Source organism: Acinetobacter sp. F9, assembly GCF_019195275.1.
In the GTDB taxonomy this organism is placed as follows: domain Bacteria; phylum Pseudomonadota; class Gammaproteobacteria; order Pseudomonadales; family Moraxellaceae; genus Acinetobacter; species Acinetobacter pseudolwoffii.
On sequence record NZ_CP078068.1, the window covers coordinates 14,751 to 36,633 of the forward strand.

Consider the following 21,883-nt stretch of genomic DNA (forward strand, 5'->3'; position numbering starts at 1 on the left):
CGGCGCAATGCATATCGCCATTATCGGCGCTGGCATCACTGGGTTGATGTCGGCGCTGGAACTGCTTGAACAGGGATGTTCTGTCACGATTTTTGATCAGCAAGTTGCCGGGAAGGCTGCGTCCTGGGCCGGAGGCGGGATTCTTTCTCCGATGTATCCCTGGCGCTACCCCGCTGCAGTCAATACGTTGGCCCGGCATGCCAAACCGCTCTATCAGGACTGGAATCAAAAACTGCAGCCAGTGACCGGTATCGATTTCCAGATTCATGAAAGTGGTATGCTGATTTTTGATGAAGATGATTTTGAGCTTGGCTTGCGCTATGCGGAAAAATATCAGGACCCTCAGCAACAGGCCGAATTGCTTGATCAGGCTCAGCTACAACAAATCAATCCCCGAATTGATCAGCGCAAGTTCAAACAGGCGATTTACTTTCCGGAACTGGCCAATATCCGCAATCCGCGACTATTACAGTCGGTCATCAGCTATTTAAAACAGCATCCGCATGTCACCTGGCAAGAGCACTGTAAAATCACTCAGCTTAATATTCAGCAAGGCTGGGTAACGAGTGTGTCCAGTGAAAGTGGTCAACACTTTCAGGCAGATCAGTTTGTAATCGCCACAGGCGCATGGTCTGCAGGCTGGTCAGAACAGCTTGGCTGTGAAATTCCGGTACAACCGGTGCAAGGACAAATGCTGCTGTTTAAAACCCCAGAAAACTGGCTACCGAGCATGTGCATGAACAAGGTCATGTATCTGATTCCACGGCGCGACGGACATGTTGTATGTGGTTCCAGTATGCGTCAGGTCGGTTTTGACACCTCGCCTTCTGCTGAAATCCGGCAAGATATTCTACAGGCTTGTCTGGAGATGGTGCCGGAACTGGCGGATTTTCCGCTGGTCAAGCAATGGGCCGGATTAAGACCCAGCTCACCCGATGGTATTCCCTATATTGGCAAAATCCCCGAATTACAAAATGCCTGGGCCAATTTTGGCCATTTCCGCAATGGCTTATGCATGGCCCCAGCCTCAGGCAAATTACTGGCTCAATTGATGCTTGCACAAACACCGACCATTGTAGATCCACAGCCCTATGCTCCGGCCCATCTATTGGAGCCAGGTCGCTTAGTGCTTTAGGATATTATGCAGCGCTTCTTTCAAGGTTGGATAATCAAACTGAAATCCCGCATCCTGTAAAGCTTGAGGCTGTACATACTGACCGTTTAAAACCAGTTGCGATTGTTCTCCCAGCATCATTTTCAGGCTGCATGCTGGCAGTGGCAGTAAAGGTTTGCGTTTCAGTAGCTGTGCAGCAGTCCGGGCAAACTGTGCCTGACTGACTTTTTCCGGAGCAACCACATTAAAAATCTGCCCAGTCGTCGTTTCAAGCATCAAGAATTCAATCGCACGCAATACATCTTCTAAATGCACCCAAGTGACTGGCTGACGCCCATGACCAATCCGCCCGAACAGATTCAGTTTAATCGGCAATAACATCTGCGGCAGAATTCCACCACCTTTGCCGAAGACCACAGCAAAGCGAACAATTTTGGTGTCCTGACTGCTATAGGACAAAGCCAGTTGTTCCCACTTCGCACAGAGCTCAGACATAAAAATATCTTGTGGCGGGCTTTGTTCCGTACAGACCTGCTCCCAACGCTCGCTCGGGTCAATACCATAATAACCAACGGCCGAGGTCGAAATAATCCGTTTCGGTTTGATCTGGTATTTTTCTAAATAGTCAAATAACTGTTTGGTGGTGTCTAAACGGCTATCCAGCAATTTCTTTTTACGCGCTGCTGTCCAGCGTCGCTGACCGATGCTTTCGCCAGCCAGATTAATCACATAATCAATCTGAGGCTGTTTTAATTCATCCAGCTGGTTAATCCAGTGAAAATCTGGATGAGGTTCAGATTGATTCTTGCGGCGGGTCAGCCCAATCACCCGATAATCACGTTCTAATAAAAAACGTACCAGATGACTGCCAATAAAACCCCTCGCTCCGGTCACCAGCACTACAGGTTTATCCATAAGTCATTCTTAGCCCTGTTATTTTTTCTATTTAAATTATACGCAACTTATTCTGGGGTTTTTCAATCAATGCCCTCTTTGTCGTGGTGAATTTGTATCCTGCCTGATGCGATCAATTTATCAAGATCAATCGTCATAAAGCCACCTACCTATCAGGCCTGCGGCGAATTGCCAAACATTTGATCTGCCATACGCTGTGCCTGCTTGCCATAGAACCAGTAAGTCAATAGATACAACGGAATCGCGATCAGCAAGAACATGATCAGCACAATACTTATAAATTGTGGCTGTTGTAGATATAGCAAAAAGTCCTGCCAGGCATTTGGATTAGAGCGCGTGGCAATCAGAATACCAAGTAACAGAAATAGCAGGTTATAGCCCCAATAGATCAGGCTAAACCCCAAGGTGAATTTTTTACGTTCCGACTGCGTTGGGGCACGTTTTTGCTGTTTTAAAAACTTAAATAAGATCCAGATCATGGCTACCAGATAAGGAACAACCGTCAGTACGGCGCCCATCCCCGTTGGCATCAGTGCTGCCAGCACCCCGCAAATGCAGGTAAAAATAAAGCAGATAATAAAAAACCAGATAAAATAACGGGTTAAAGGCAACATAGGAATCACTCAGTGACATTCATCAAGCTAGTATAAAAAAAAACAGGTTTTTTTTCATTTTATTGTCAACCATCGGCCAGAGGATGACGTTATATAGGGTACAAGGTACGAAAATTTGGACTGGCATCCACGAATTTTTGCTGACCTTAGAGCTAAAGCAATAAGTCCAGTGTACAGGGAAATTTTGAATAGCAGCCAAAATCTTCATGTAACACAAATTTGACCGACGATTTCACATCACTCGAATCGTCGGTTTTTATTTTTTAAAATTCCGATTTTTCAGCCTGATGGATTACATGACTGTTCAAGACTGGGTGATTTAGACATGACTATCCTGCCATTTTGCCTACTGATTAAAATAAATTCAGCCTGACATCAGCAACAATTCGCTGAAATATCTTTTTTAAGTAGATTTTTCCCTCAGCTTTTTCCTATAGTAGCAAGGCAGACATTTCAGGGTTCATCTACATGGCAGTTCATTTTCTTCACACTTCCGATTGGCATCTGGGGCAATTTTTCCATAACCATGACCGTGAATTTGAACATGCCCAGTTTCTGACCTGGCTGCTGGAGCAAATTAAAGCAAAACAGCCGCATGCCCTGTTGATTGCCGGAGATATTTTTGATGTGATCAATCCGGCATCCAGCGCGCAAAAGCAACTGTATCAGTTTCTGGCCGATGCACATAATCTGGCCCCGCACATGCAGACTTTGATGATTGCCGGCAACCATGATTCCGGTTACCGGATTGAGCAGGTTGAACCTTTTCTGTCTAAATTCAATGCCAAAGCTGTGGGAATTGTGGGCCGAACCGCAGAAAACACCCTGAATCTGGATCGCTTGCTGATTCCGATTTATGATCAGGATAAAAATATCATCGCCTGGTGTCTGACCCTGCCCTATTTACGCAGTGCCGAAATTACCGGGCTGAATGAGCATACCAGCAATAGCCAGAATGCGATTAGCTATCTGCATCAACAACTGATTGCCGAAGCCAAGGCCCGTAAACAGCAGCATCAAGCCCTGATTTTAATGTCGCATGCACATATGCAAGGTGGCGAAACTTCCGACTCGGAACGGCCAATTATTGTCGGTAATGAAGAAGCGCTCTCGACGGCGCTGTTTGATGAAGTGATTGATTATGTCGCACTCGGTCATCTGCATAAACCACAAAAAGTTGGTCAGCCGCATATCCGTTATAGTGGCTCACCGATTCCGCTGTCATTTAGTGAAATCAACTATCAACATCAGGTGGTTGAGGTCAGAATTGATCCTGAACAAAGCCCGGAACAGCGCTTTCAATACGATGTTCTAAAAGTGCCACGCACCGTCGAGCTGTTCCGGATTCGGGAAAAGCTGGAAGATTTAATTGCTAAACTTCAGGCCTTGCCTGCCGGAGAAATCGAACAACTGTCGGCACGACATTTTCTGGAAATAGAATACACCACCGATGCGCCGCCACCAGTCGATTTACGCCAGCAAATTGAACTGGCTTTACCCGCCAACCGTTACCGCTTGCTGCGCATCAGCCGGATTTATCAGCAACAGGCCGAACATACGCAAGGAGATTCGAAAATTGATCTGGCACCACCGACGCCGGAATCGCTGTTTTTGAATATCTGGAAAAAAATGGGCTATGAACATGATCATTCTGTACAACAGGATTTTCAGCAACTTCTGGTTGAAGCCCAGCACGAACTTGCTCAGAAACAACAAGCCTAGGATCGGCCATGAAAATTTTACGTTTGAGTCTCAACAACCTGGCCTCCCTCACTGGCACCCATCATATTGATTTTGAATCCAGCCCTTTAACACATGCCGGCCTGATTGCAATCACTGGAAAAACCGGAGCCGGTAAATCGACCCTGCTCGATGCCATGTGTCTGGCGCTCTATAACGAAATTCCACGTCTAAAAGGTGCGACCGGCAGCCTGAAAGATGCCGGTGGTCAGGATGTTTCGATTAAAGACTCCAAGAATATTCTACGCCGTGGCTGCGTGCATGGTTTTGCCGAGCTGGAGTTTATTGCCCTGGATAGCAAACGCTATACAGCACGCTGGGAGATTCGCCGGGCACGTCAGAAAGTCGATGGCAATCTAAAAGTAGATCGTTTTATCAAGTGCATCGATGATGATACGATGCTAACGCAAAAAATATCTGAAGTTACCCCCTTAATTGAAAAACTGCTGGGCCTGAGCTTTGAACAGTTTACCCGCGCGGTACTGCTGGCGCAGTCGGAAGTTGGCGCATTTTTAAAAGCCAAAGATCATGAACGTGCAGACTTGCTGGAATATCTGACCAATTCGCAGATTTTCAGTGAGGTCAGTAAAAAAGCAGCGGAAAAGCATAGTCAGGTTCGACAAAAGCGCCATGAACTGGAAAACTGGCTCGGTCATCTGGAATTATTATCCGAAGACGATATTACTCAGCTTCAACAGCAACATACTGCCTTCAACCAGATACTTGAGCATTTTAACCAGAGTGAAAAATTACTAGAAAATGACCTGAAATGGTATCGGCAGAAACATGCTTTATATACTGAAATTCAGGCCAAAAAAGAAATTTACGATGTACAGCTGGATGCCGATCAGAAGCTGACCGCACAAAAGCAGTTGCTGGTTCATTTGGATGAGTTTCAGGGCATTCGAGAACAGTTTATCCAGCAGAATCAAATGCTCATGCAGCAAAAACAGCTTGCGATACAACAACAATCATTCGAACAGCAGCTACAACAGGTGCAACAGCAACGTGATGCTGAATTTACGCAACTTGCTCAGATCCAGCAACAACAGCAGGCTCATGTTCAACATATGCATGCCATGCAGCCGCATCTGGAACAAGGTCTAAAACTGGATCATGAGATGCATCTGGTCGGCAATGACTATAAGAAAAAATCAGCAGATTTATTGGACTATGCACAGCAGTATATCCAACCCTTGCAACAACAGATTGAATCATCAAAACAGCAACTCGCATCTGCTGCCGAGCAGCAACAGCAACGCCTGACGCAACTTGAACAGCAGGCTGATCTTGCCGTGTTTGATCTGGAACCACAAAGTACACTGCAACGACTGCAAGACTATCAAAAGCTGTATCAACAGATGCAGCAACAGGCGCCGGCCGTACTCTCTCAATCGCGTACTGAACTGGAACATTCCCGGCAGCAGCTGGCTCAACAAATCGAAAGTTTGCAGCAACAATTTGGCAATCAAGCGCAGTTGGAACAACAACTTCAGCAGCATCAGACCGTACAGCAACAGAGCTCGACCCGACTACTTAAACTGGAAGGCTTGATCCAGCACGTGGCACGTCTAGCGGAACAGGAAGCCGAACAACAGCAACTCAAACAAGACGTAGCGCATGCACAGACAGAATTAACCCAGCTTGAACATACGGAAATTCAACTGCAGCAAACCGTCAGCAACACCGAACAGGAATTTGAACAACTACAAAATATGCTGCAGCAACAGCGCCTACTGCAAACCCAAAGCGTGCAGGAACTGCGCGCGCAGCTCAAACCTGATGAAGCCTGTATGGTCTGTGGCAGCCAACAGCATCCGTTTGTCCAACATCAAGCATTATTAGACACAGCACTAAACCAGCTGCAAGATCAACAGTTGCAACAGGCACAACAACAACTGAATCAGCTTAAAGATGATTTAAAAGCAACCCAGATTCAACAGTCCAAAACCAAGATGCTCGTTGAGCAAAAACAACAGCGTTTAGTCCACATTGAGCGGATACTGAATGAACAACACCAGACATTAAAACAAAACTTAAAAGAGTTAGGACTTGAGCCAGCCAATCCTGATCATTCAGCTCAGTTGCTCCATCCCCTGCAAACACAGCTTGGCCAATGGCAACAGCAACACACTCAGGCAAACGAACAGTTCAAAATCCTGCAACAGACTTGGCAAAACTGGCGACAACAGCAACAGCAACTCGACAGCTTGCAACTGAGTCTGCAAAAAATGCTGCAACTGGATCAACTGATTGAGCCAATTCTTACAGTACTGCCCGAAGCACAGCAGCTCGCTTGGCACAAGAATGCGCCTGCTGCCTGTACCCAGCTGCAACAACATTTGCAGCAGCGATTACATCTTGTCAATCAAGTCAAAACTGCGGAACAGGAGCTACAAGGTTTCAAGCAGCAACTGAATCAGGCTCAACAGCAACTACAGATGCATGAGCAGCGGCATACGCAAATACAGGCCGAGACCCATTATTTGCTTGAACAAGGCAAAGACTTACGTCAGCAACTCAATCAGCTGACCGAACAACATGCCGGTCAGACCTATAAGCTGGCAGCAGAATGGCGACAGCAACTGGATACCCAGTTAAAAGCGCTTAATAGCCAGCTTCAAGCACAACGCCAGGTATATGAACAGCATGAGCAAGCTTTGCATCAGGCTTTACTTAAACAACAGGCTTTGCTGACCCAAATGCAACAGCTAACTCAACAGCAGGCACAATCTGATCAGGCCATCCGTACATGGCAAAATCTGCATCGACATTTTAATGCGGAACTGATCCAACAATGTCTGACCATTGGTCTGAGTGAACATCAGCAAATCCGGCAGCAATTACAGGCACAACTTCAAGCACTGGAAAATGCCAAAATTGCCTGGCAAACGCTGGAAGATCAATACCAGAAGCATCTCCAGCAACAGCCTGAACTTGCTTTTGAGGAAGTGGAAGCACATTTAAATAGTTTGGCACAGGAAAAAACCGAGCAACAAAACAGCTTCAATGAGATTGATACCAAACTGCGTATGAATGCCAATAATCAAAATACCTATGCCAAATATCAGCAACAGATTGAACAGGTCAAAGCCGAAGAATATCGCTGGGGCCGTATCTACGATTTAATCGGACATAAGGAAGGTACCAAGTTCCAGAAAATTGCTCAGGAACATCATCTGGATATCTTGGTGGAATACGCCAACCAACAACTGCAACCGCTGGCACCGCGCTATCAGTTGCACCGTATTCCAGACAGCCTGAGTCTGGCGATTATTGATCTGGACATGAACAGCGAAGTACGTCCGGTCTTGTCTTTATCTGGCGGAGAAACCTTTCTGGTTTCTCTGGCCTTGGCACTGGCGATTGCCAATATGGCTTCCGGTTCGATGAAACTGGAATCGCTATTTATTGATGAAGGCTTTGGTACTTTAGATCCAGCCTCATTACATATGGTGATGAATGCACTGGATCATTTACAAAGTCAGGGTCGTAAAGTGGTCTTAATCTCGCATGTGCAGGAAATGCATGAACGGATTCCAGTACAAATTCAGGTCAAGCCAGTCGGTGCTGGCGCCAGTACCATTCAGATTATAGGTTGACAATGATGCACCCTGCCCCAGACAAGCTCTCGCCCTATTTCAGCTTACAGCTCGAGAGCCTACGGGGCATCAGTGCCATTGTTGTACTGTTCACGCATTGCTTTCAGGCCTTTATCGCCCCTTTTGACCTCAGCCTGTATTCATGGGTGCGCCTGCTTGGTCAGGCCGCGGTCATGATTTTCTTTGTTCTGAGTGGTTATCTGATTGGCTATTCGATCCAGCACAATATTCATCAGCATGGTCAGTTCAATCTGCGCCGTTATACCCAACAGCGTTATCGCAGGATTTTGCCACCCTTTCTGTTTGCCATGGCTCTGAGCCTGTTGTTGTATCTGTTGGCACCACTACTCTTTGCCACTCAAAGCCATGCCTTTCAAAACAGTTTTGGCATGATGATCCGGACTGACTATGGTCTCGATTCAGGTGATTTTATTGGCGCTCTGCTGTTTTTGAATGGCTTCATCACGCCTACAGTTTCAGCCAATGCCCCGCTCTGGAGCCTGAGTTATGAAGTCTGGTTCTATGTCTTGGCCGGATTTCTGCCTTTTTTCAAAGATTCAGAAATAGCCAAAATCGGCTTTTTTAGTGTTTTAATCGTTTTATCCATCCTGAATATTCAGTTTTTTATTTATTTTCTGGTCTGGCTGATGGCCTTTGCCTGTTCATTTCGTCATATCCAGCGACATTTTCTAAACCGGTTACAAGTGCTTAAACTGGGGTTATTTGGCTTGGCATTTCTAATCGCCTGCATTGATGCTTACCAGTTTCATATCGTCGATCAAGCCCGACAATATCGCGCTGCAAATTTTACTCTCTTTAATTTCTGTATCGGCCTAGCATTTAGCTGCTGGCTGGTACAACTCCAGCATCAACGCAGCTACTATTATCCGGTCTGGGTACAATCCGCAGACTTTTCCTATACCTTGTATGTCACCCATTTCCCATTACTTTTATTTATTTTGGGCTGTATTCCGGCAACCTTGGCTTATGGTCTTGGGGGAGCGGTTTTAGCCTTGCTCGGCAGTATGGGCGGCTTAATTGTCTTTGCCTGGCTCATGGCCAAATGGCTCGAACCAGCCAGAAAAAAAGCGTTATCCAATACCCTGCGATAACGCTTTGCTGCAAAAAACTGACATTAGTAGTTTATATATCTTTTTTAGGCCGTGCACCAAATAGGGCTGTGCCAACACGAACCATGGTAGAACCCGCAGCAATCGCTTCGGTCATATCCCCAGACATGCCCATACTTAAAGTATCCCAATCTTCAAGATGTGCATGCTGAACTTTGACTGCATCAAATAAAACTTTGGCATCAGCAAAGGCTTGAGGATTATTCGGTGCTGGAATCACCATCAAACCACGTAAGCGCACATTTGGCAGTTGGCTGATTTGTGCCACCAAATCTGAAACTTCTGCCGGCTGACAGCCATCTTTGGTATCCTGAGCATCAATATTGACCTGAATACAGATATTCAGCGCAGGCTGATTATCTCCACGCTGATTCGATAAACGCTCGGCAATAATCAGACGATCTACCCCATGCACCCAGGCAAAATTTTCTGCCAGAGCCTTGGTTTTGTTGCGCTGCACATGACCAATAAAATGCCATTCAATGTCCAGCTCTTTCAGTGCCGTGATTTTTTCCAGTGCTTCCTGCAAATAATTTTCACCAAAAGCACGTTGCCCTGCCTGATACATATCTGCCAGGACGCTACTTGGCTGGGTCTTGGAAACGGCAAGCAGTTGCACCGCATCTGCTTCGCGGCCGGCCTGAACACAGGCAGTTTCAATTTGCACTAAGACCTGATTTCGTGACTGTTGCAACATATTCATTGATGGGGTTCTCATTTCATTCATCTTTTTTTCCCTTGCCCATGAACTAAGTGTTGGTTAAGCTGTGGGAAAGCCTTATTATTCTATCAAAATAATTAACATTTTAATGAACTCGGGGACCTTATGGATATCACAGAATTGTTGGCATTTTCTGCTAAAAATGGTGCGTCGGATTTACACTTGTCTGCGGGCTTACCGCCAATGATTCGTGTCGATGGGGAAGTTCGTCGCATCAACCTGCCAGCATTAGAACACAAAGAAGTGCATAAACTCGTTTATGACATCATGAACGATAAACAGCGCCGTGATTTTGAAGAAAATCTGGAAACTGACTTCTCTTTTGAAGTGCCTGGCGTGGCCCGTTTCCGTGTCAACGCATTTAACCAGAACCGCGGTGCCGGTGCGGTATTCCGTACCATTCCCTCTAAAGTCCTGACCCTTGAAGATCTGGGCATGGGACAGATTTTTAAGGATATCTGTGAATATCCACGTGGTCTGGTACTGGTCACAGGTCCAACCGGTTCGGGTAAATCAACCACATTGGCGGCGATGCTGGATTATATTAATGACAACCGCTATGACCATATTCTGACCGTCGAAGATCCGATCGAATTTGTGCATCAGTCTAAGAAATGTCTAATTAACCAACGTGAAGTGCATCGTGATACCCATGGTTTTAATGAAGCACTGCGTTCGGCACTGCGTGAAGACCCGGACATTATTCTGGTCGGTGAGATGCGTGACCTTGAAACCATTCGTCTGGCATTAACTGCGGCAGAAACCGGTCACCTGGTATTTGGTACCCTGCATACCACCTCAGCGGCCAAAACCATTGACCGTGTGATCGACGTATTCCCTGCCGAAGAAAAAGACATGGTACGCGCCATGTTGTCTGAATCCCTACAAGCCGTAGTTTCACAGGCCCTGCTAAAGAAAAATGGTGGTGGACGTGTGGCTGCGCATGAAATCATGATTGGTATTCCGGCGATCCGTAACCTGATCCGTGAAAACAAAGTCGCACAGATGTATTCCGCAATTCAAACCGGTGCCAACTATGGCATGGTAACGCTGGATCAAAGCCTGAAAACGCTGGTTTCCAAAGGTATTATCAGTCCGCAAGTTGCACGTACTGCAGCCAAGCAGCCAGAAGCATTCTTATAAGAAAATTGAATTGTATTGGGGTGTATATACATGGATTTTAACGGCTTACTCGAATATATGGTGGAGAAAAAAGCATCGGATCTGTTCATTACAGCCGATGTCGAACCCTCGATCAAAGTCAATGGGCAGATTTTACCGATTGGTTCAGTAAAATTACCAGGTGCGGCAGTAGGACAACTACTCCATTCCATCATGACCGAAAAGCAGCGTAAAGAATTTGCTGACAGTCGTGAATGTAACTTTGCCATAAGCACGCTGGATAAAAGTGCCCGCTTCCGTGTCAGTGCCTTTCAGCAACGCGATCAACCGGGGATGGTGCTGCGTCGGATTGAAACCGTGATTCCGACCATGGATGAACTCAAATTACCGCCAATTTTAAAAGAACTGGCGATGACCAAACGGGGCATTATTCTGTTTGTAGGGGGAACGGGTACCGGTAAATCTACCTCTTTGGCCTCGATTATTGGCTATCGTAACGAAAACTCCAAAGGTCATATCATTACCATTGAAGACCCGATTGAATTTGTGCATCAGCATAAGGGCTGTATCATTACCCAGCGTGAAGTCGGCATTGATACGGATTCATTTGAAATTGCCCTGAAAAACACCTTGCGTCAGGCACCGGATGTGATTCTGATTGGTGAGATCCGTTCGCGTGAAACCATGGATTATGCGATTGCCTTTGCCGAAACCGGGCATCTGGTCTTTGCTACCCTGCACGCCAACAACGCCAACCAGGCCATTGACCGGATCATCCATTTCTTTGAAACTGAACGGCACAACCAGTTGTTTATGGACCTGTCGTTAAACATGAAAGCGATTGTGGCGCAGCAACTGATTCCAACCGTCGATGGCACTGGCCGTCGTGCAGCCATTGAGATTCTGATTAACTCACCACTGGTGGCCGACTTGATCCGTAAAGGTCATGTGGATGAGATCAAGGAACTGATGACGCGTTCCCGCGAACTGGGGATGCAGACCTTCGATCAGGCGCTGTATGATTTGTATAAAGCCAAACAGATCAGCTATAAAGATGCGCTGAAACATGCGGATTCACCTAATGATTTGCGTCTGCAAATCAAACTGTCAGAAGAAGGCGGCAGCCATTTATTACGTGCACACTCCAATATTACCTTTGATGGTCAGTCCTGATCATCTTGAAGGCATAAAAAAAACAGGCTTCAAGAAGCCTGTTTTTTTTGTTTCAACCGGAGTGCAAATTATTTTTTACGAAACACTTCCTGACAGGCCGGCGCATCGCAGTAGCCATACAGATTCAGAGAGTGACCGGTTAATTCAAAACCAAATTTTTCAGCAACATCATGCTGCTCTTTTTCAATCGTATCATTGATGAATTCAACGACTTTGCTGCAATTCAAACAGACCAGGTGATCGTGGTGATCTTCCTGCATGATCTCGAAAACGGAATGATTATTTTCAAAATTATGACGTTCGATGATGCCCGCTGCTTCAAACTGCGTTAACACACGATACACAGTTGCTAAACCTACATCTTCGCCCTGATCGAGTAAAGTCTTGTAAATATCTTCCGCACTTAAATGATGTTGTCTTGAATTTTCTAGTAATTCTAATATTTTAATTCGTGGAAGGGTAACTTTCAGTCCAGCTTTTCGTAAATCTTGGTTTGAAATAGTCATGTAAAAAGGTCTCTCAACAAAATCAAAGTTGGAATATGCAACAAACTTTAGATGCAGTATGATCTATCCTTGGATCAAATGCATCATAATTAATTTGGGATAGTTTAGCAAAATGCAAAAAATCATGTTGACGTTATTCGTCACTTCCTTGCTCGTCGGCTGTTCGACATTAGGTGTTTATAAAGTAGATATTCCACAAGGAACCCCTTTAACCCAAGCTCAAGCCGCTAAAATTCAAGTGGGAATGAGTCATCAACAGGTGCGTTTCTTACTGGGCAGTCCAACGGTAAGCGATCCGCTGAATCCTTTACGCTGGGACTACATCTATAACTATACCCCAGGAACCTACGCTAAAAAAGCCAAGATCCCGGCAGCCCAAGGCCAGCATTTGAAAATTTACTTTAACCAGTCTGGTATCGTGGAACGTGTTGAAGGTCTGGAAACCATTCCAGAATCTCAACCCGGCTTACCAGGTTCAAAAGAAGCAATTTTAAATGCGCCTCCACTATAGTCGCTTTCTCATGAAAAAGCCCCTGAATCATCAGGGGCTTTTTTGATTAAGTCGATTGATTGAGCAGATCATTGAAACTAATGCTCATTCAAGCCGCTTTCTATTCGGAAGATGGTTTCAGCTTTCTTAAAAGATTGCCTCTGGCATAACGACCCACCGGATTTTTCTCGGCACGTTTACGTCGGATATCTTTAGGATTGATAGTCAGTGCTCGGTAAATTTCGACTCGATCACCTGCTGCCAGTGGCTGCTGATGATCTTGCAAGCGTACACCGAAGATACCCAAAGACAAAGGTTCAGGTAGGGTAACCTGCTCTACTATGCCACTTTGCTGGATGGCATCCAATGCTGTCATGCCGGGCTGAAATGGTACAGCCAGATGAAACTGTTGCTCCGGAGTCGCATAGGCCACCCAGATCAGTGCATTATTCATCAGAACAGTTGTCCTAGAACAGCGACCATCGCCACAATAATCGAAACAGGCAATACCACACGGACAGCAATACGCCACAGGTTATAGAACCCTTCAGAGCTAAAATTCATTGATTTACGTAAATGGCTGATCTTCATGATCCAGCCCGCAAAGAGCGCGTAAATCAAACAAATCAATAAGCCCCAAAGCAGTAAGACTACGTTGAACATTGGTGTCACATTTGGAATGGCCCAGATCAGGGTGACGACAGCCATAATCGCCCATTGAATCGCAGGATGAAGTTGGCGTTGCTGTAACTGTTCACGTGCCATTTGCAGCATTAATGCAGCAGCTGCCACCATCGCTGCGACCAGAGTAAATGCAGGGATTTGCGCTTGTACAGCAAAGAAAGCAAATGCAATGACAGCAACTAACTGCGCAATCCAGATCGGCAATACTGTCTTGCTGGCAACATCCTGTTGTTGCACCGTACTCAGGCTAGACTGCCAGTACAAGCCCATGCCCAAACCACTTGCCACCAGCGCTAATACCGTGGCATTGCCCCATTCCGAGAACTCGACTGGCGTGACTTGCCATGCAGATAGTGCAGTTCCCATTACATTGGCCAGAACCAGAGATGCCAGCACCCCAATCGTTGTAACAGCCAATAAAATTTGACGCGGCAGCAGTGACAAAGCCAGAGCAGCAATTGCCAATCCGATCAACAAAAGGTTCGGTGCAAGGTCAAGGGCAGCCACTGCCAGAACATTACTGGCATTGTTCAGCATTGCACCTGCCAGAAACGGAATAAAAATCACACTTAACCAGCCGACTATACGCCATTTTTGTGAGGCATCTGCTTCACGGGTCAGCGTTGACAGTGCCTGTAATGCCGTTGTTTTAGAGCGCTTGGCCAAAGCAATTTCCAAGTAGCAGATGGGAAGCGCCAGAATCAGCATAGTGGCTAACCAGAGCATCCAGAAATCCAGCTGACGATCAATCTGTATACCCGTTATCGGTGCGAGCGTCGCGATGATAATAAACGATAAACAGAAAGCCATCAGCGGTGATAACCATTTTGACATAGCATTGTCCTGCATGATGCATTCCTATAAAAATCTAGCGCTATTTTGCCTTGTGAAGCGGTGAAAATCAAAAACAAAAAGCAAACCACCATGACAGTGATTTGCTGCGCAAAATTTATTATTAAATTGTAATTCTTGTTATCTCGTTACGTCTTTTATTATGAGAAGAAACGAGCGAACCAGTTTTTACCTTTTTTCTGTTCTTTTTCTTTGATAATGCCCATCATATTTTCTTTGACTGCGCCGACATAATCAGCGTCATCGTGCTGAATATGGTTGATTAACCATTTAGATAATACTTCATGCAGTTCTGATTCAATCGACTGCCCCAGTTCAAAACGATCACGATAAGACTCGATTTTCTTGATAAACAGGTCATGTACACGTTTATGTGGAACTCGGTATTTATAACCCGCTTCTTCCTGAAGAGATTCTTCAAAAGTAAAATGCGACTGGGTATAATCGATAATATTTTCGAGGATCTGTTTAATACGGGCACGGTCGATATTTACATTGATCTCATCAATTTCATTGATATAATCGAGAATTCGTTTGTGCTGATCGTCAATCACATCGATACCAGTATTATAGTCTGGAACCCATTTCATTTTCATTACGACCACCTATAAATATTAAGGACTTATCACATAAAAATCATCATATAACGTATTGATTTGAATAAAAATGAAGTAAATTAGTCGGCTTTCGGCTTAATTTAAGAGAAACCTTGCAATTAACTGTTTTCATTAGGAATATATTTTAAACCCGAGTATAAGAATCAGATATTTTTTAATCAATCTACTATTTCTAATAATATGGTTTCTCTTTAATTTAAATAAAAAAGATATTAAAAAATAGGAATTAAATCCCATCTTTAAAATAAAAAAATCTATTTTTAATATAAATCTGCTTTGGTCACACGTTTTAAGGACGGATCTAGACGTTCCCGTTCCAACCGATCTACCCGAGTCAGTTGCGAACGGAACTTGGCACCCTCTTTAAACAGAATCATTTCACCCGGCTGAAAAGCGGTCCATTCCTCATTTTGTGTCAATGGCTCGGTGGTAATAACCGCAACCCTGTCCTTAGGCGTAGTGACCTGACTAAAGTCCACCTCGACATCAATATCAATCAGCTGTGCCGGTCTAAACGGGTATTCACGCACCAGCCAGTGCAATTTGGTAATGGCATAGCTAAACAGCGCCTGCCCATTGGAAAGACAGAAATTAAAAGTGCCGTGTTCTGCAATCGCAGGTGAAACCTCAGCAAGTAGTTCAAAGACCTGATCCAGACTCGGTTCATCATAACCAAAGCGTTTGACCAGCTGATCGAGCAAATAGCAAAAAGCGCGCTCACTATCAGTATTGCCGACTGGGGTAAAACGGCCACTCAGCACCGGAAAATACTCATGCAAATCGCCATTATGGGCAAAAATCCACTGCCGGCCCCACAGTTCGCGGCTAAATGGATGCGAATTTTCCAGATTGATTTTGCCTTGGGTGGCTTTACGGATGTGCGCAATCACATTACGGGATTTGATCGGATAGTTACGCACCAGCTCGGCAATCGGAGATTCAACCGCAGACTGGTTATCGACAAATAGGCGACAGGCTTTATCCTCAAAAAAAGCAATTCCAAAACCGTCGGCATGATCCGAGGTAATTCCGGCCCGCTGGGAAAACCCACGAAATGAAAAGGTAATATCCGTCGGGGTGGCACAATTCATTCCGAGCAGTTGGCACATGGTCTGGTTTCAGCTTTCTATTTTCTTAGATGCTTATTGTGCATGACTACCCGAGTCATTTCAAATAGCTATCAGTTATAAATAGAGATAAAAAAGAGCCTCAATTGAGGCTCTTTTCCGCAAAAAAACAACTTATGGACGAGGTGGATGGGCACGGTTGGTAATCAGTGTACCAACGCCATGATCGGTAAAAATTTCCAATAAGCTGGCATGTGGCACACGACCATCTACAATATGCGCGCTCACTACGCCGCCTTTGACCGCATCCAGTGCACAGCCGACTTTAGGAATCATGCCACCATAGATCACGCCTGTTTCAATCAGACGGTCAACTTCCTGAGTGCTTAAACCCGTCAGCAGGTTTTTATTTTCATCCAGAACACCTGTAATATTGGTCAGCAGAATCAGCTTCTCTGCACCTAGGGCTTCTGCGACTTTACCTGCCACCAAGTCTGCATTGATGTTATAGGTATTGCCTTCTTCATCCACGCCCAGCGGTGCAATCACGGGAATGAAATCGCTGTTGGTGAACATTTCCAGCACATCGGTTTTTACGCCAACGACTTCACCGACCAGACCCAAATCAATTTGCTGAACCGAACCATCTTCAGCCACTTTTTCCATCAGCAGTTTTTGTGCACGAATCAGGTTGCCGTCTTTACCGGTCAAGCCAATGGCACGACCACCATGCTGGTTGATCAGGTTCACAATCGATTTATTGACACTACCGCCAAGTACCATTTCCACGACTTCCATCGTGGCAGGATCAGTCACGCGCATCCCGTCGATACGGTCTGATTCACGGCCCAACTGTTTCAGCATGGAATCGACTTGTGGCCCCCCACCATGCACCACAATCGGATTAATACCAACCGTTTTTAATAATACGATATCACGTGCAAATGAACTTTCCAGCTCAGGATCGGTCATCGCATTACCGCCGTATTTTACTACCAGGGTTTTACCCGCAAAGCGTTGAATATACGGCAAAGCTTCTGTCAAAATCTGTGCTTTGTCGATGCCTGTTTGTTGATTTGGCATTCGCCTCTCCTTATTGAGCATCTAAAATATCTTGAGCGATCTGTGGATAACGGTCACGCAACATGGCTACAAACAGCTGACGAATTTCATTCAGGCCCTGAGCATCATTGGCATCAAAGCGCACTGTGAAATACTCACCTGTATTGGATGCTCGAATGATGCCAAAACCATCCTCAAAATCAAGACGTATCCCATCAATTTTACTGATTTGCGCACGAATTCTTTCAGATTGCTGTTCAACAAAGTCTAAAAGTTCAACCGGATCCACATGATGCGTTGCAATATAAAGATCTTCGGTCCCATGCCGTTTCGGATAAGCCGCTAAAGCTTGTGCAAGACTTTGACCAGTTTGATCCAGATATTCCATGACTCTGAGCGCTGCATAGAGTCCATCATCATAGCCCCAGCCACGGCCATCATTAAAGACATAATGCCCGGCATATTCTCCACCAAAAATCGCCTGCTGCTGAGATTGTGCCAGATAAGTTCTCAGAAATGAGCTTCCGGTACGAATCATCACCGGCTCACCGCCCAAACGTTGCACGGTGTCTCGCACCAGGGTTGAACATTTGACATCATAAACAAACTTGCGTGGTGCTGAGTCAGTGAGGCAAATTTCGGCAAACAGGCACAGTAACTGATCCGCCGTGATAATCTGGCCCTGTGCATCAATCAAGACCACGCGATCGCCATCGCCATCCAGGGCAATGCCCAGATCAGCCTGCTGTTGCATGATGCTTTGGCGTAAAGTCTCCAGATGTTTGTCTTGCGAAGGATCTGGTGCATGGTCTGGAAAATGCCCATTGGCATCACAACGCAAAGCCATCACCGCACAACCCATTTTTTGAAGCACCAGATTGGCACAGCGCCCGGCTGAACCATTCAGACCATCCAGAACCACTTTAAATGAGCGCTTCAACTGGATATCTTTTAATATACCATGCTGATATTTTAGACAAAATTCTGGAATAACTTGATGAGTCTGTTCGTCTAGGCAAAGCTGCTGATTGCTATAATGTGGTTTGGCCAGATGAGCCACCTGCTGGATCATCTCTGGGCAAGGCGGCTCACCAGAGACAATCCATTTAATACCATTATCTTCTTTGGGATTGTGACTGGCCGTGACCATGATGCCATTGCCATCAAATTGCCGTGCGGTGAAATACAGCATCGGACTGGAACAACAACCGACAATAGTGGCTTCAATCGAATAAGCTTGAAAAATACGGCGAATGGTTTCTGCAAAAGCCGGACTGCTAAGCCGTGCATCATAGCCAATTGCGACACGTGTCTGTCGCGCAGCCTGATATTGCTGTGCTAAACCGTGAGCAATTGCATCGATAATCCCAGCACCCAGTACACTGACTTTACCGCGTATGTCATAGGCTCGAAAAATGTGCATAGGGAATAGATGATTCATAGATCCCATAAAACTGTTCTTTTCACTAAATATAAGGAGATATAAAATGACTTATTTCATCATCATGACTTTAAACATTTGTTTTTGTTTTAAGACCCGCTACTTTTAAACCATTTCAATGTAACAATCAATTATAAAAATATTACCGTTAACTGAATAATCAGAAAATTTCTGTGATGAAATAGTCCTTATTTAATTATATTTATTTTTAATTTCCCCGGCTAAAATTAAAATAAAGATATAAATTTCAATTTTGAATAACTCTATTTATATAGAAAATAAATTTTTATTTTTAACTCCATTTTAAGCGTCACATTATGTTTAGGATTTACTTTGTTGTATTTAAGAAATGACCTACATCCATTCATTGTTTGCAGGTCATCTTCTCTTTAGTTTTTACCGGTATGGCCAAAGCCACCAGCACCACGCTCAGTGGCTTCAAATTCACTGACCAGATCAAATTCAGCTTGTACTACCGGCACCAGCACATATTGCGCCAAACGTTCACCCGGCTCCAGACTGAAAGCAGTCTGACTCCGGTTCCAGACCGATACCATCAATTCACCCTGATAATCTGAATCGATAAGACCTACCAGATTACCCAGCACAATCCCGTGCTTATGACCTAAACCTGAACGTGGCAAGATCAGACCTGCAAAAGCAGGATCTTCGATATAAATCGCCAAGCCTGTTTTCACTAAAACGGTTTGACCCGGTTCAATCACTGTCGTTTCATGGACGCAGGCACGCAAGTCCAATCCTGCTGAACCTGTGGTGGCATAAGTCGGTAATGGCCATTCCTGACCGAGACGCGAGTCAAGGACTTTCACCTGAACTTTCATGTGTTCATTCCTGTTGTTGCATTTAAAATATGTATAAGCGTTGAAGTTTATCGTTTGATAAGATTGCGCAAATTATCCAGATAATGCTGCGCCTGTAATTTCGGATCGATATTACCCGCCAGCTTTTTCTTGCGACCTAACCATTCCAGTTCATCTTCCGGTAATTCATCCAGAAAACGGCTTGGAGTCATTTGCTTCATCTGTCCGCCAGCCTTGCGCTGTTCGGCCAAGGTAATGGTCAGACCCTGACGTGCACGGGTAATCCCGACATACATCAGGCGACGTTCCTCTTCAACCGTCTCCGCAGCAATCGAGTTCTTATGCGGCAGAATTTCTTCTTCCAGCCCGATCAGATAGACATAAGGGAACTCAAGCCCCTTAGAAGCATGTAAGGTTAACAAGTTGACTTTGTCAGTATCTTCTTCTTCCTGTTGCTGCTCCAGCATATCCAGCAGCACCATTTTACGAATCACGCTTTCAATATTTTTTTCATCGACATCTTCAGCGCGGTTAATCAGGCTTTGGATGCTGCTGTAAAGCACTTCAATATTGTCGAGCTTGGTTTTTTCCTGTGCCGGCGTGGCTGCAGTTTCCTTGATGTAATCGATATAACCGGCTTCAATCATCATCTGACGGATGATCGGTACCGGTTCATCATCATCAAGTAAATTGCGGGTAAAGCCCTCAATGAAGTCGGCAAACTCTGCCAACTGTGTGGTGGCCTTTTTCGGAATCGCCATGGTCAAACGCTGATCCGCTGCCGCAGCCAGCAGTGACAGGTTATTTTCCTGAGCAAAGAGACCCAGTTTTTCCAGTGTCACCGGCCCAATGGCACGTTTTGGCGTATTGATAATCCGTAGGAAAGCGCTGTCATCTTCAGGGTTAATGATCAGGCGTAAATAACTCATCATGTCCTTGATTTCGGCACGCGCGAAAAAAGATTGACCGCCAGACAATTTATACGGAATCTGCATCTGACGGAGATGGGTTTCTAAAATACGCGCCTGAAAATTGCCGCGATATAATACCGCATAATCTTTCCAGCTTTTCCCATTCATCAATTTATGCGTGATCAGGTCTTTGACCACGCGTTCTGCTTCATCATCATCATTACGGCAAGTAATCACCCGGATCACTTCACCATGGCCTTTGTCTGACCAGAGTTTTTTATCAAAAATATGCGGGTTATTGCCAATCACGGTGTTGGCTGCTTTAAGAATACGACTGGTCGAACGATAGTTCTGTTCCAGTTTAATCACTTTTAAATTCGGGAAATCTTGTTGCAGCAAGGCCATATTTTCCGGTTTGGCGCCACGCCAAGCATAGATGGACTGGTCATCGTCGCCTACGGCGGTGAACTGCCCCATTACGCCAACCAGCAATTTCACCAGAATATACTGTGCAGTGTTGGTGTCCTGATATTCATCGACCAGCAAATAACGCACCCGGTTTTGCCATTTATCCCGTACTTCGGCATTTTCCTGTAGCAGACGTGTCGGCATCACGATCAGGTCATCAAAATCTACGGCATTATAGGCACGCAGATTACGTTCATAAAGCTGATATAAATGCGCAAACTGGACATCTTCGGCAGTTTCACAAGTGGTATGCGCCTGCTCGGGTGGAATCAGATCATTTTTCCAGTCCGAGATCATTTTCATGGCTTTGGCAATCAGTTCTTTGCTTTCTGCACCGGATAAATTGTCACGATGCATCAAATCCATCAGAATACGTTTGCAGTCGTCAGCATCCAGAATCGAAAAATTATTTTTAAGGGGGGTATGTTTCAGCTCCAGACGCAGCATATTCAGGCCAAAGGTATGGAAAGTCGAAACTGAAACGCCTTTACTTTCTTCACGGGTTAACAATTTGCTGACACGCTCTTTCATCTCACGTGCCGCTTTGTTGGTAAAGGTCATTGCAGTAATACGATGCGCAGGAATCCCGCAATGCTTGACAAGATATGCGATTTTTCGCGTGATCACTGAAGTCTTGCCTGAACCCGCTCCTGCAAGTACTAACAAGGGTCCTTGAGTGTATTTCATGGCTTCAAGTTGCTTGTCATTTAACTGACTGGCGAGTGACATATGGCTTCCTCTTCTAGATTCGGCTCCGATTATAGTCATCTCTGCCTCAGTTGCCTAATTTAAAATACGATTAATCAGGTCAATGTTCAGATATAAAAAAACCA

19 protein-coding genes are annotated in these 21,883 nt (G+C 45.2%); 7 read left to right on the forward strand and 12 right to left on the reverse strand.

The window, feature by feature from the left end; all coding sequences use genetic code 11:
• Nucleotides 1-7 precede the first annotated feature (7 nt).
• Nucleotides 8-1,135 carry a glycine oxidase ThiO gene (thiO, locus tag KT990_RS00070; protein WP_218208927.1) on the forward strand — a complete coding sequence of 376 codons (1,128 nt, stop codon included), beginning with the start codon at nucleotides 8-10 and terminating at the stop codon, nucleotides 1,133-1,135.
• Here the strand turns inward: thiO and KT990_RS00075 are convergent.
• Both KT990_RS00075 and KT990_RS00080 read right to left on the reverse strand, forming a co-directional pair.
• Nucleotides 1,124-2,029, reverse strand: coding sequence for a TIGR01777 family oxidoreductase (locus tag KT990_RS00075; RefSeq protein WP_218208928.1), 906 nt, complete (start codon nucleotides 2,027-2,029; stop codon nucleotides 1,124-1,126). The two genes, thiO and KT990_RS00075, sit on opposite strands and share 12 nt — an antisense overlap.
• A 152-nt stretch (nucleotides 2,030-2,181) precedes the next feature.
• Entirely contained in the window at nucleotides 2,182-2,643 is a 462-nt protein-coding gene (locus KT990_RS00080; protein WP_005096058.1) for an ABZJ_00895 family protein, read from the reverse strand.
• A gap of 468 nt (nucleotides 2,644-3,111) precedes the next feature.
• Here KT990_RS00080 and KT990_RS00085 point away from each other — a divergent pair, with 468 nt between their 5' ends.
• Genes KT990_RS00085 through KT990_RS00095 form a run of 3 tightly spaced genes read left to right on the forward strand, consistent with a single transcriptional unit; the run spans nucleotide 3,112 to nucleotide 9,097 of the window.
• On the forward strand, nucleotides 3,112-4,365 hold the full coding sequence (locus KT990_RS00085; protein WP_218208929.1) for an exonuclease SbcCD subunit D: 1,254 nt from the start codon (nucleotides 3,112-3,114) through the stop codon (nucleotides 4,363-4,365).
• An 8-nt stretch (nucleotides 4,366-4,373) separates the two neighbouring features.
• A complete protein-coding gene (locus KT990_RS00090; RefSeq protein WP_218208930.1) occupies nucleotides 4,374-7,985 on the forward strand; it encodes an AAA family ATPase in 3,612 nt (1,203 codons plus the stop codon).
• A gap of 5 nt (nucleotides 7,986-7,990) precedes the next feature.
• The gene (locus KT990_RS00095; RefSeq protein WP_218209361.1) at nucleotides 7,991-9,097 is read left to right on the forward strand and encodes an acyltransferase family protein; all 1,107 of its coding nucleotides are present in this window, start codon (nucleotides 7,991-7,993) and stop codon (nucleotides 9,095-9,097) included.
• Between the two features lie 31 nt (nucleotides 9,098-9,128).
• Here KT990_RS00095 and KT990_RS00100 read toward each other — a convergent pair whose 3' ends face one another.
• On the reverse strand, nucleotides 9,129-9,818 hold the full coding sequence (locus KT990_RS00100) for a YggS family pyridoxal phosphate-dependent enzyme (RefSeq protein ID WP_218209362.1): 690 nt from the start codon (nucleotides 9,816-9,818) through the stop codon (nucleotides 9,129-9,131).
• 123 nt (nucleotides 9,819-9,941) lie between these two features.
• Between KT990_RS00100 and KT990_RS00105 the strand changes: the two genes are divergently transcribed.
• Both KT990_RS00105 and KT990_RS00110 read left to right on the forward strand, forming a co-directional pair.
• Complete coding sequence (locus KT990_RS00105; protein WP_005104787.1) at nucleotides 9,942-10,979, forward strand: type IV pilus twitching motility protein PilT; 1,038 nt, start codon at nucleotides 9,942-9,944, stop codon at nucleotides 10,977-10,979.
• Nucleotides 10,980-11,009: 30 nt separating this feature from the next.
• On the forward strand, nucleotides 11,010-12,131 hold the full coding sequence (locus KT990_RS00110) for a PilT/PilU family type 4a pilus ATPase (protein ID WP_218208931.1): 1,122 nt from the start codon (nucleotides 11,010-11,012) through the stop codon (nucleotides 12,129-12,131).
• Nucleotides 12,132-12,199: 68 nt separating this feature from the next.
• Here KT990_RS00110 and fur read toward each other — a convergent pair whose 3' ends face one another.
• Nucleotides 12,200-12,637 (reverse strand): ferric iron uptake transcriptional regulator, encoded by a 438-nt coding sequence (gene fur / locus KT990_RS00115; RefSeq protein WP_005096051.1) that lies wholly within the window; start codon nucleotides 12,635-12,637, stop codon nucleotides 12,200-12,202.
• A gap of 112 nt (nucleotides 12,638-12,749) precedes the next feature.
• Here fur and KT990_RS00120 point away from each other — a divergent pair, with 112 nt between their 5' ends.
• A complete protein-coding gene (locus KT990_RS00120; protein WP_004279275.1) occupies nucleotides 12,750-13,148 on the forward strand; it encodes an outer membrane protein assembly factor BamE in 399 nt (132 codons plus the stop codon).
• Nucleotides 13,149-13,248: 100 nt separating this feature from the next.
• Here KT990_RS00120 and KT990_RS00125 read toward each other — a convergent pair whose 3' ends face one another.
• The 8 genes from KT990_RS00125 to KT990_RS00160 all read right to left on the reverse strand — a co-directional run bounded on the left by KT990_RS00125 (nucleotide 13,249) and on the right by KT990_RS00160 (nucleotide 21,779).
• Nucleotides 13,249-13,581: an RnfH family protein gene (locus tag KT990_RS00125; RefSeq protein WP_005096050.1), complete on the reverse strand. Its 333-nt coding sequence runs from the start codon at nucleotides 13,579-13,581 to the stop codon at nucleotides 13,249-13,251.
• Nucleotides 13,581-14,660: a hypothetical protein gene (locus KT990_RS00130; RefSeq protein WP_218208932.1), complete on the reverse strand. Its 1,080-nt coding sequence runs from the start codon at nucleotides 14,658-14,660 to the stop codon at nucleotides 13,581-13,583. Before KT990_RS00130 ends, KT990_RS00125 begins: the two co-directional genes overlap by 1 nt.
• Before the next feature lie 143 nt (nucleotides 14,661-14,803).
• Nucleotides 14,804-15,259 carry a bacteriohemerythrin gene (locus KT990_RS00135; RefSeq protein WP_180075963.1) on the reverse strand — a complete coding sequence of 152 codons (456 nt, stop codon included), beginning with the start codon at nucleotides 15,257-15,259 and terminating at the stop codon, nucleotides 14,804-14,806.
• Between the two features lie 281 nt (nucleotides 15,260-15,540).
• Nucleotides 15,541-16,389, reverse strand: a complete 849-nt coding sequence (locus tag KT990_RS00140) for a class II glutamine amidotransferase (RefSeq protein ID WP_005096047.1) — start codon at nucleotides 16,387-16,389, stop codon at nucleotides 15,541-15,543.
• Between the two features lie 132 nt (nucleotides 16,390-16,521).
• On the reverse strand, nucleotides 16,522-17,430 hold the full coding sequence (argB, locus tag KT990_RS00145; RefSeq protein WP_005096046.1) for an acetylglutamate kinase: 909 nt from the start codon (nucleotides 17,428-17,430) through the stop codon (nucleotides 16,522-16,524).
• 10 nt (nucleotides 17,431-17,440) lie between these two features.
• Nucleotides 17,441-18,859 (reverse strand): phosphomannomutase/phosphoglucomutase, encoded by a 1,419-nt coding sequence (locus KT990_RS00150; protein WP_218208933.1) that lies wholly within the window; start codon nucleotides 18,857-18,859, stop codon nucleotides 17,441-17,443.
• A gap of 380 nt (nucleotides 18,860-19,239) precedes the next feature.
• On the reverse strand, nucleotides 19,240-19,692 hold the full coding sequence (gene dut, locus KT990_RS00155; protein ID WP_005172331.1) for a dUTP diphosphatase: 453 nt from the start codon (nucleotides 19,690-19,692) through the stop codon (nucleotides 19,240-19,242).
• A gap of 47 nt (nucleotides 19,693-19,739) precedes the next feature.
• Nucleotides 19,740-21,779, reverse strand: coding sequence for a UvrD-helicase domain-containing protein (locus tag KT990_RS00160; RefSeq protein ID WP_005096042.1), 2,040 nt, complete (start codon nucleotides 21,777-21,779; stop codon nucleotides 19,740-19,742).
• Nucleotides 21,780-21,883: the final 104 nt, after the last annotated feature.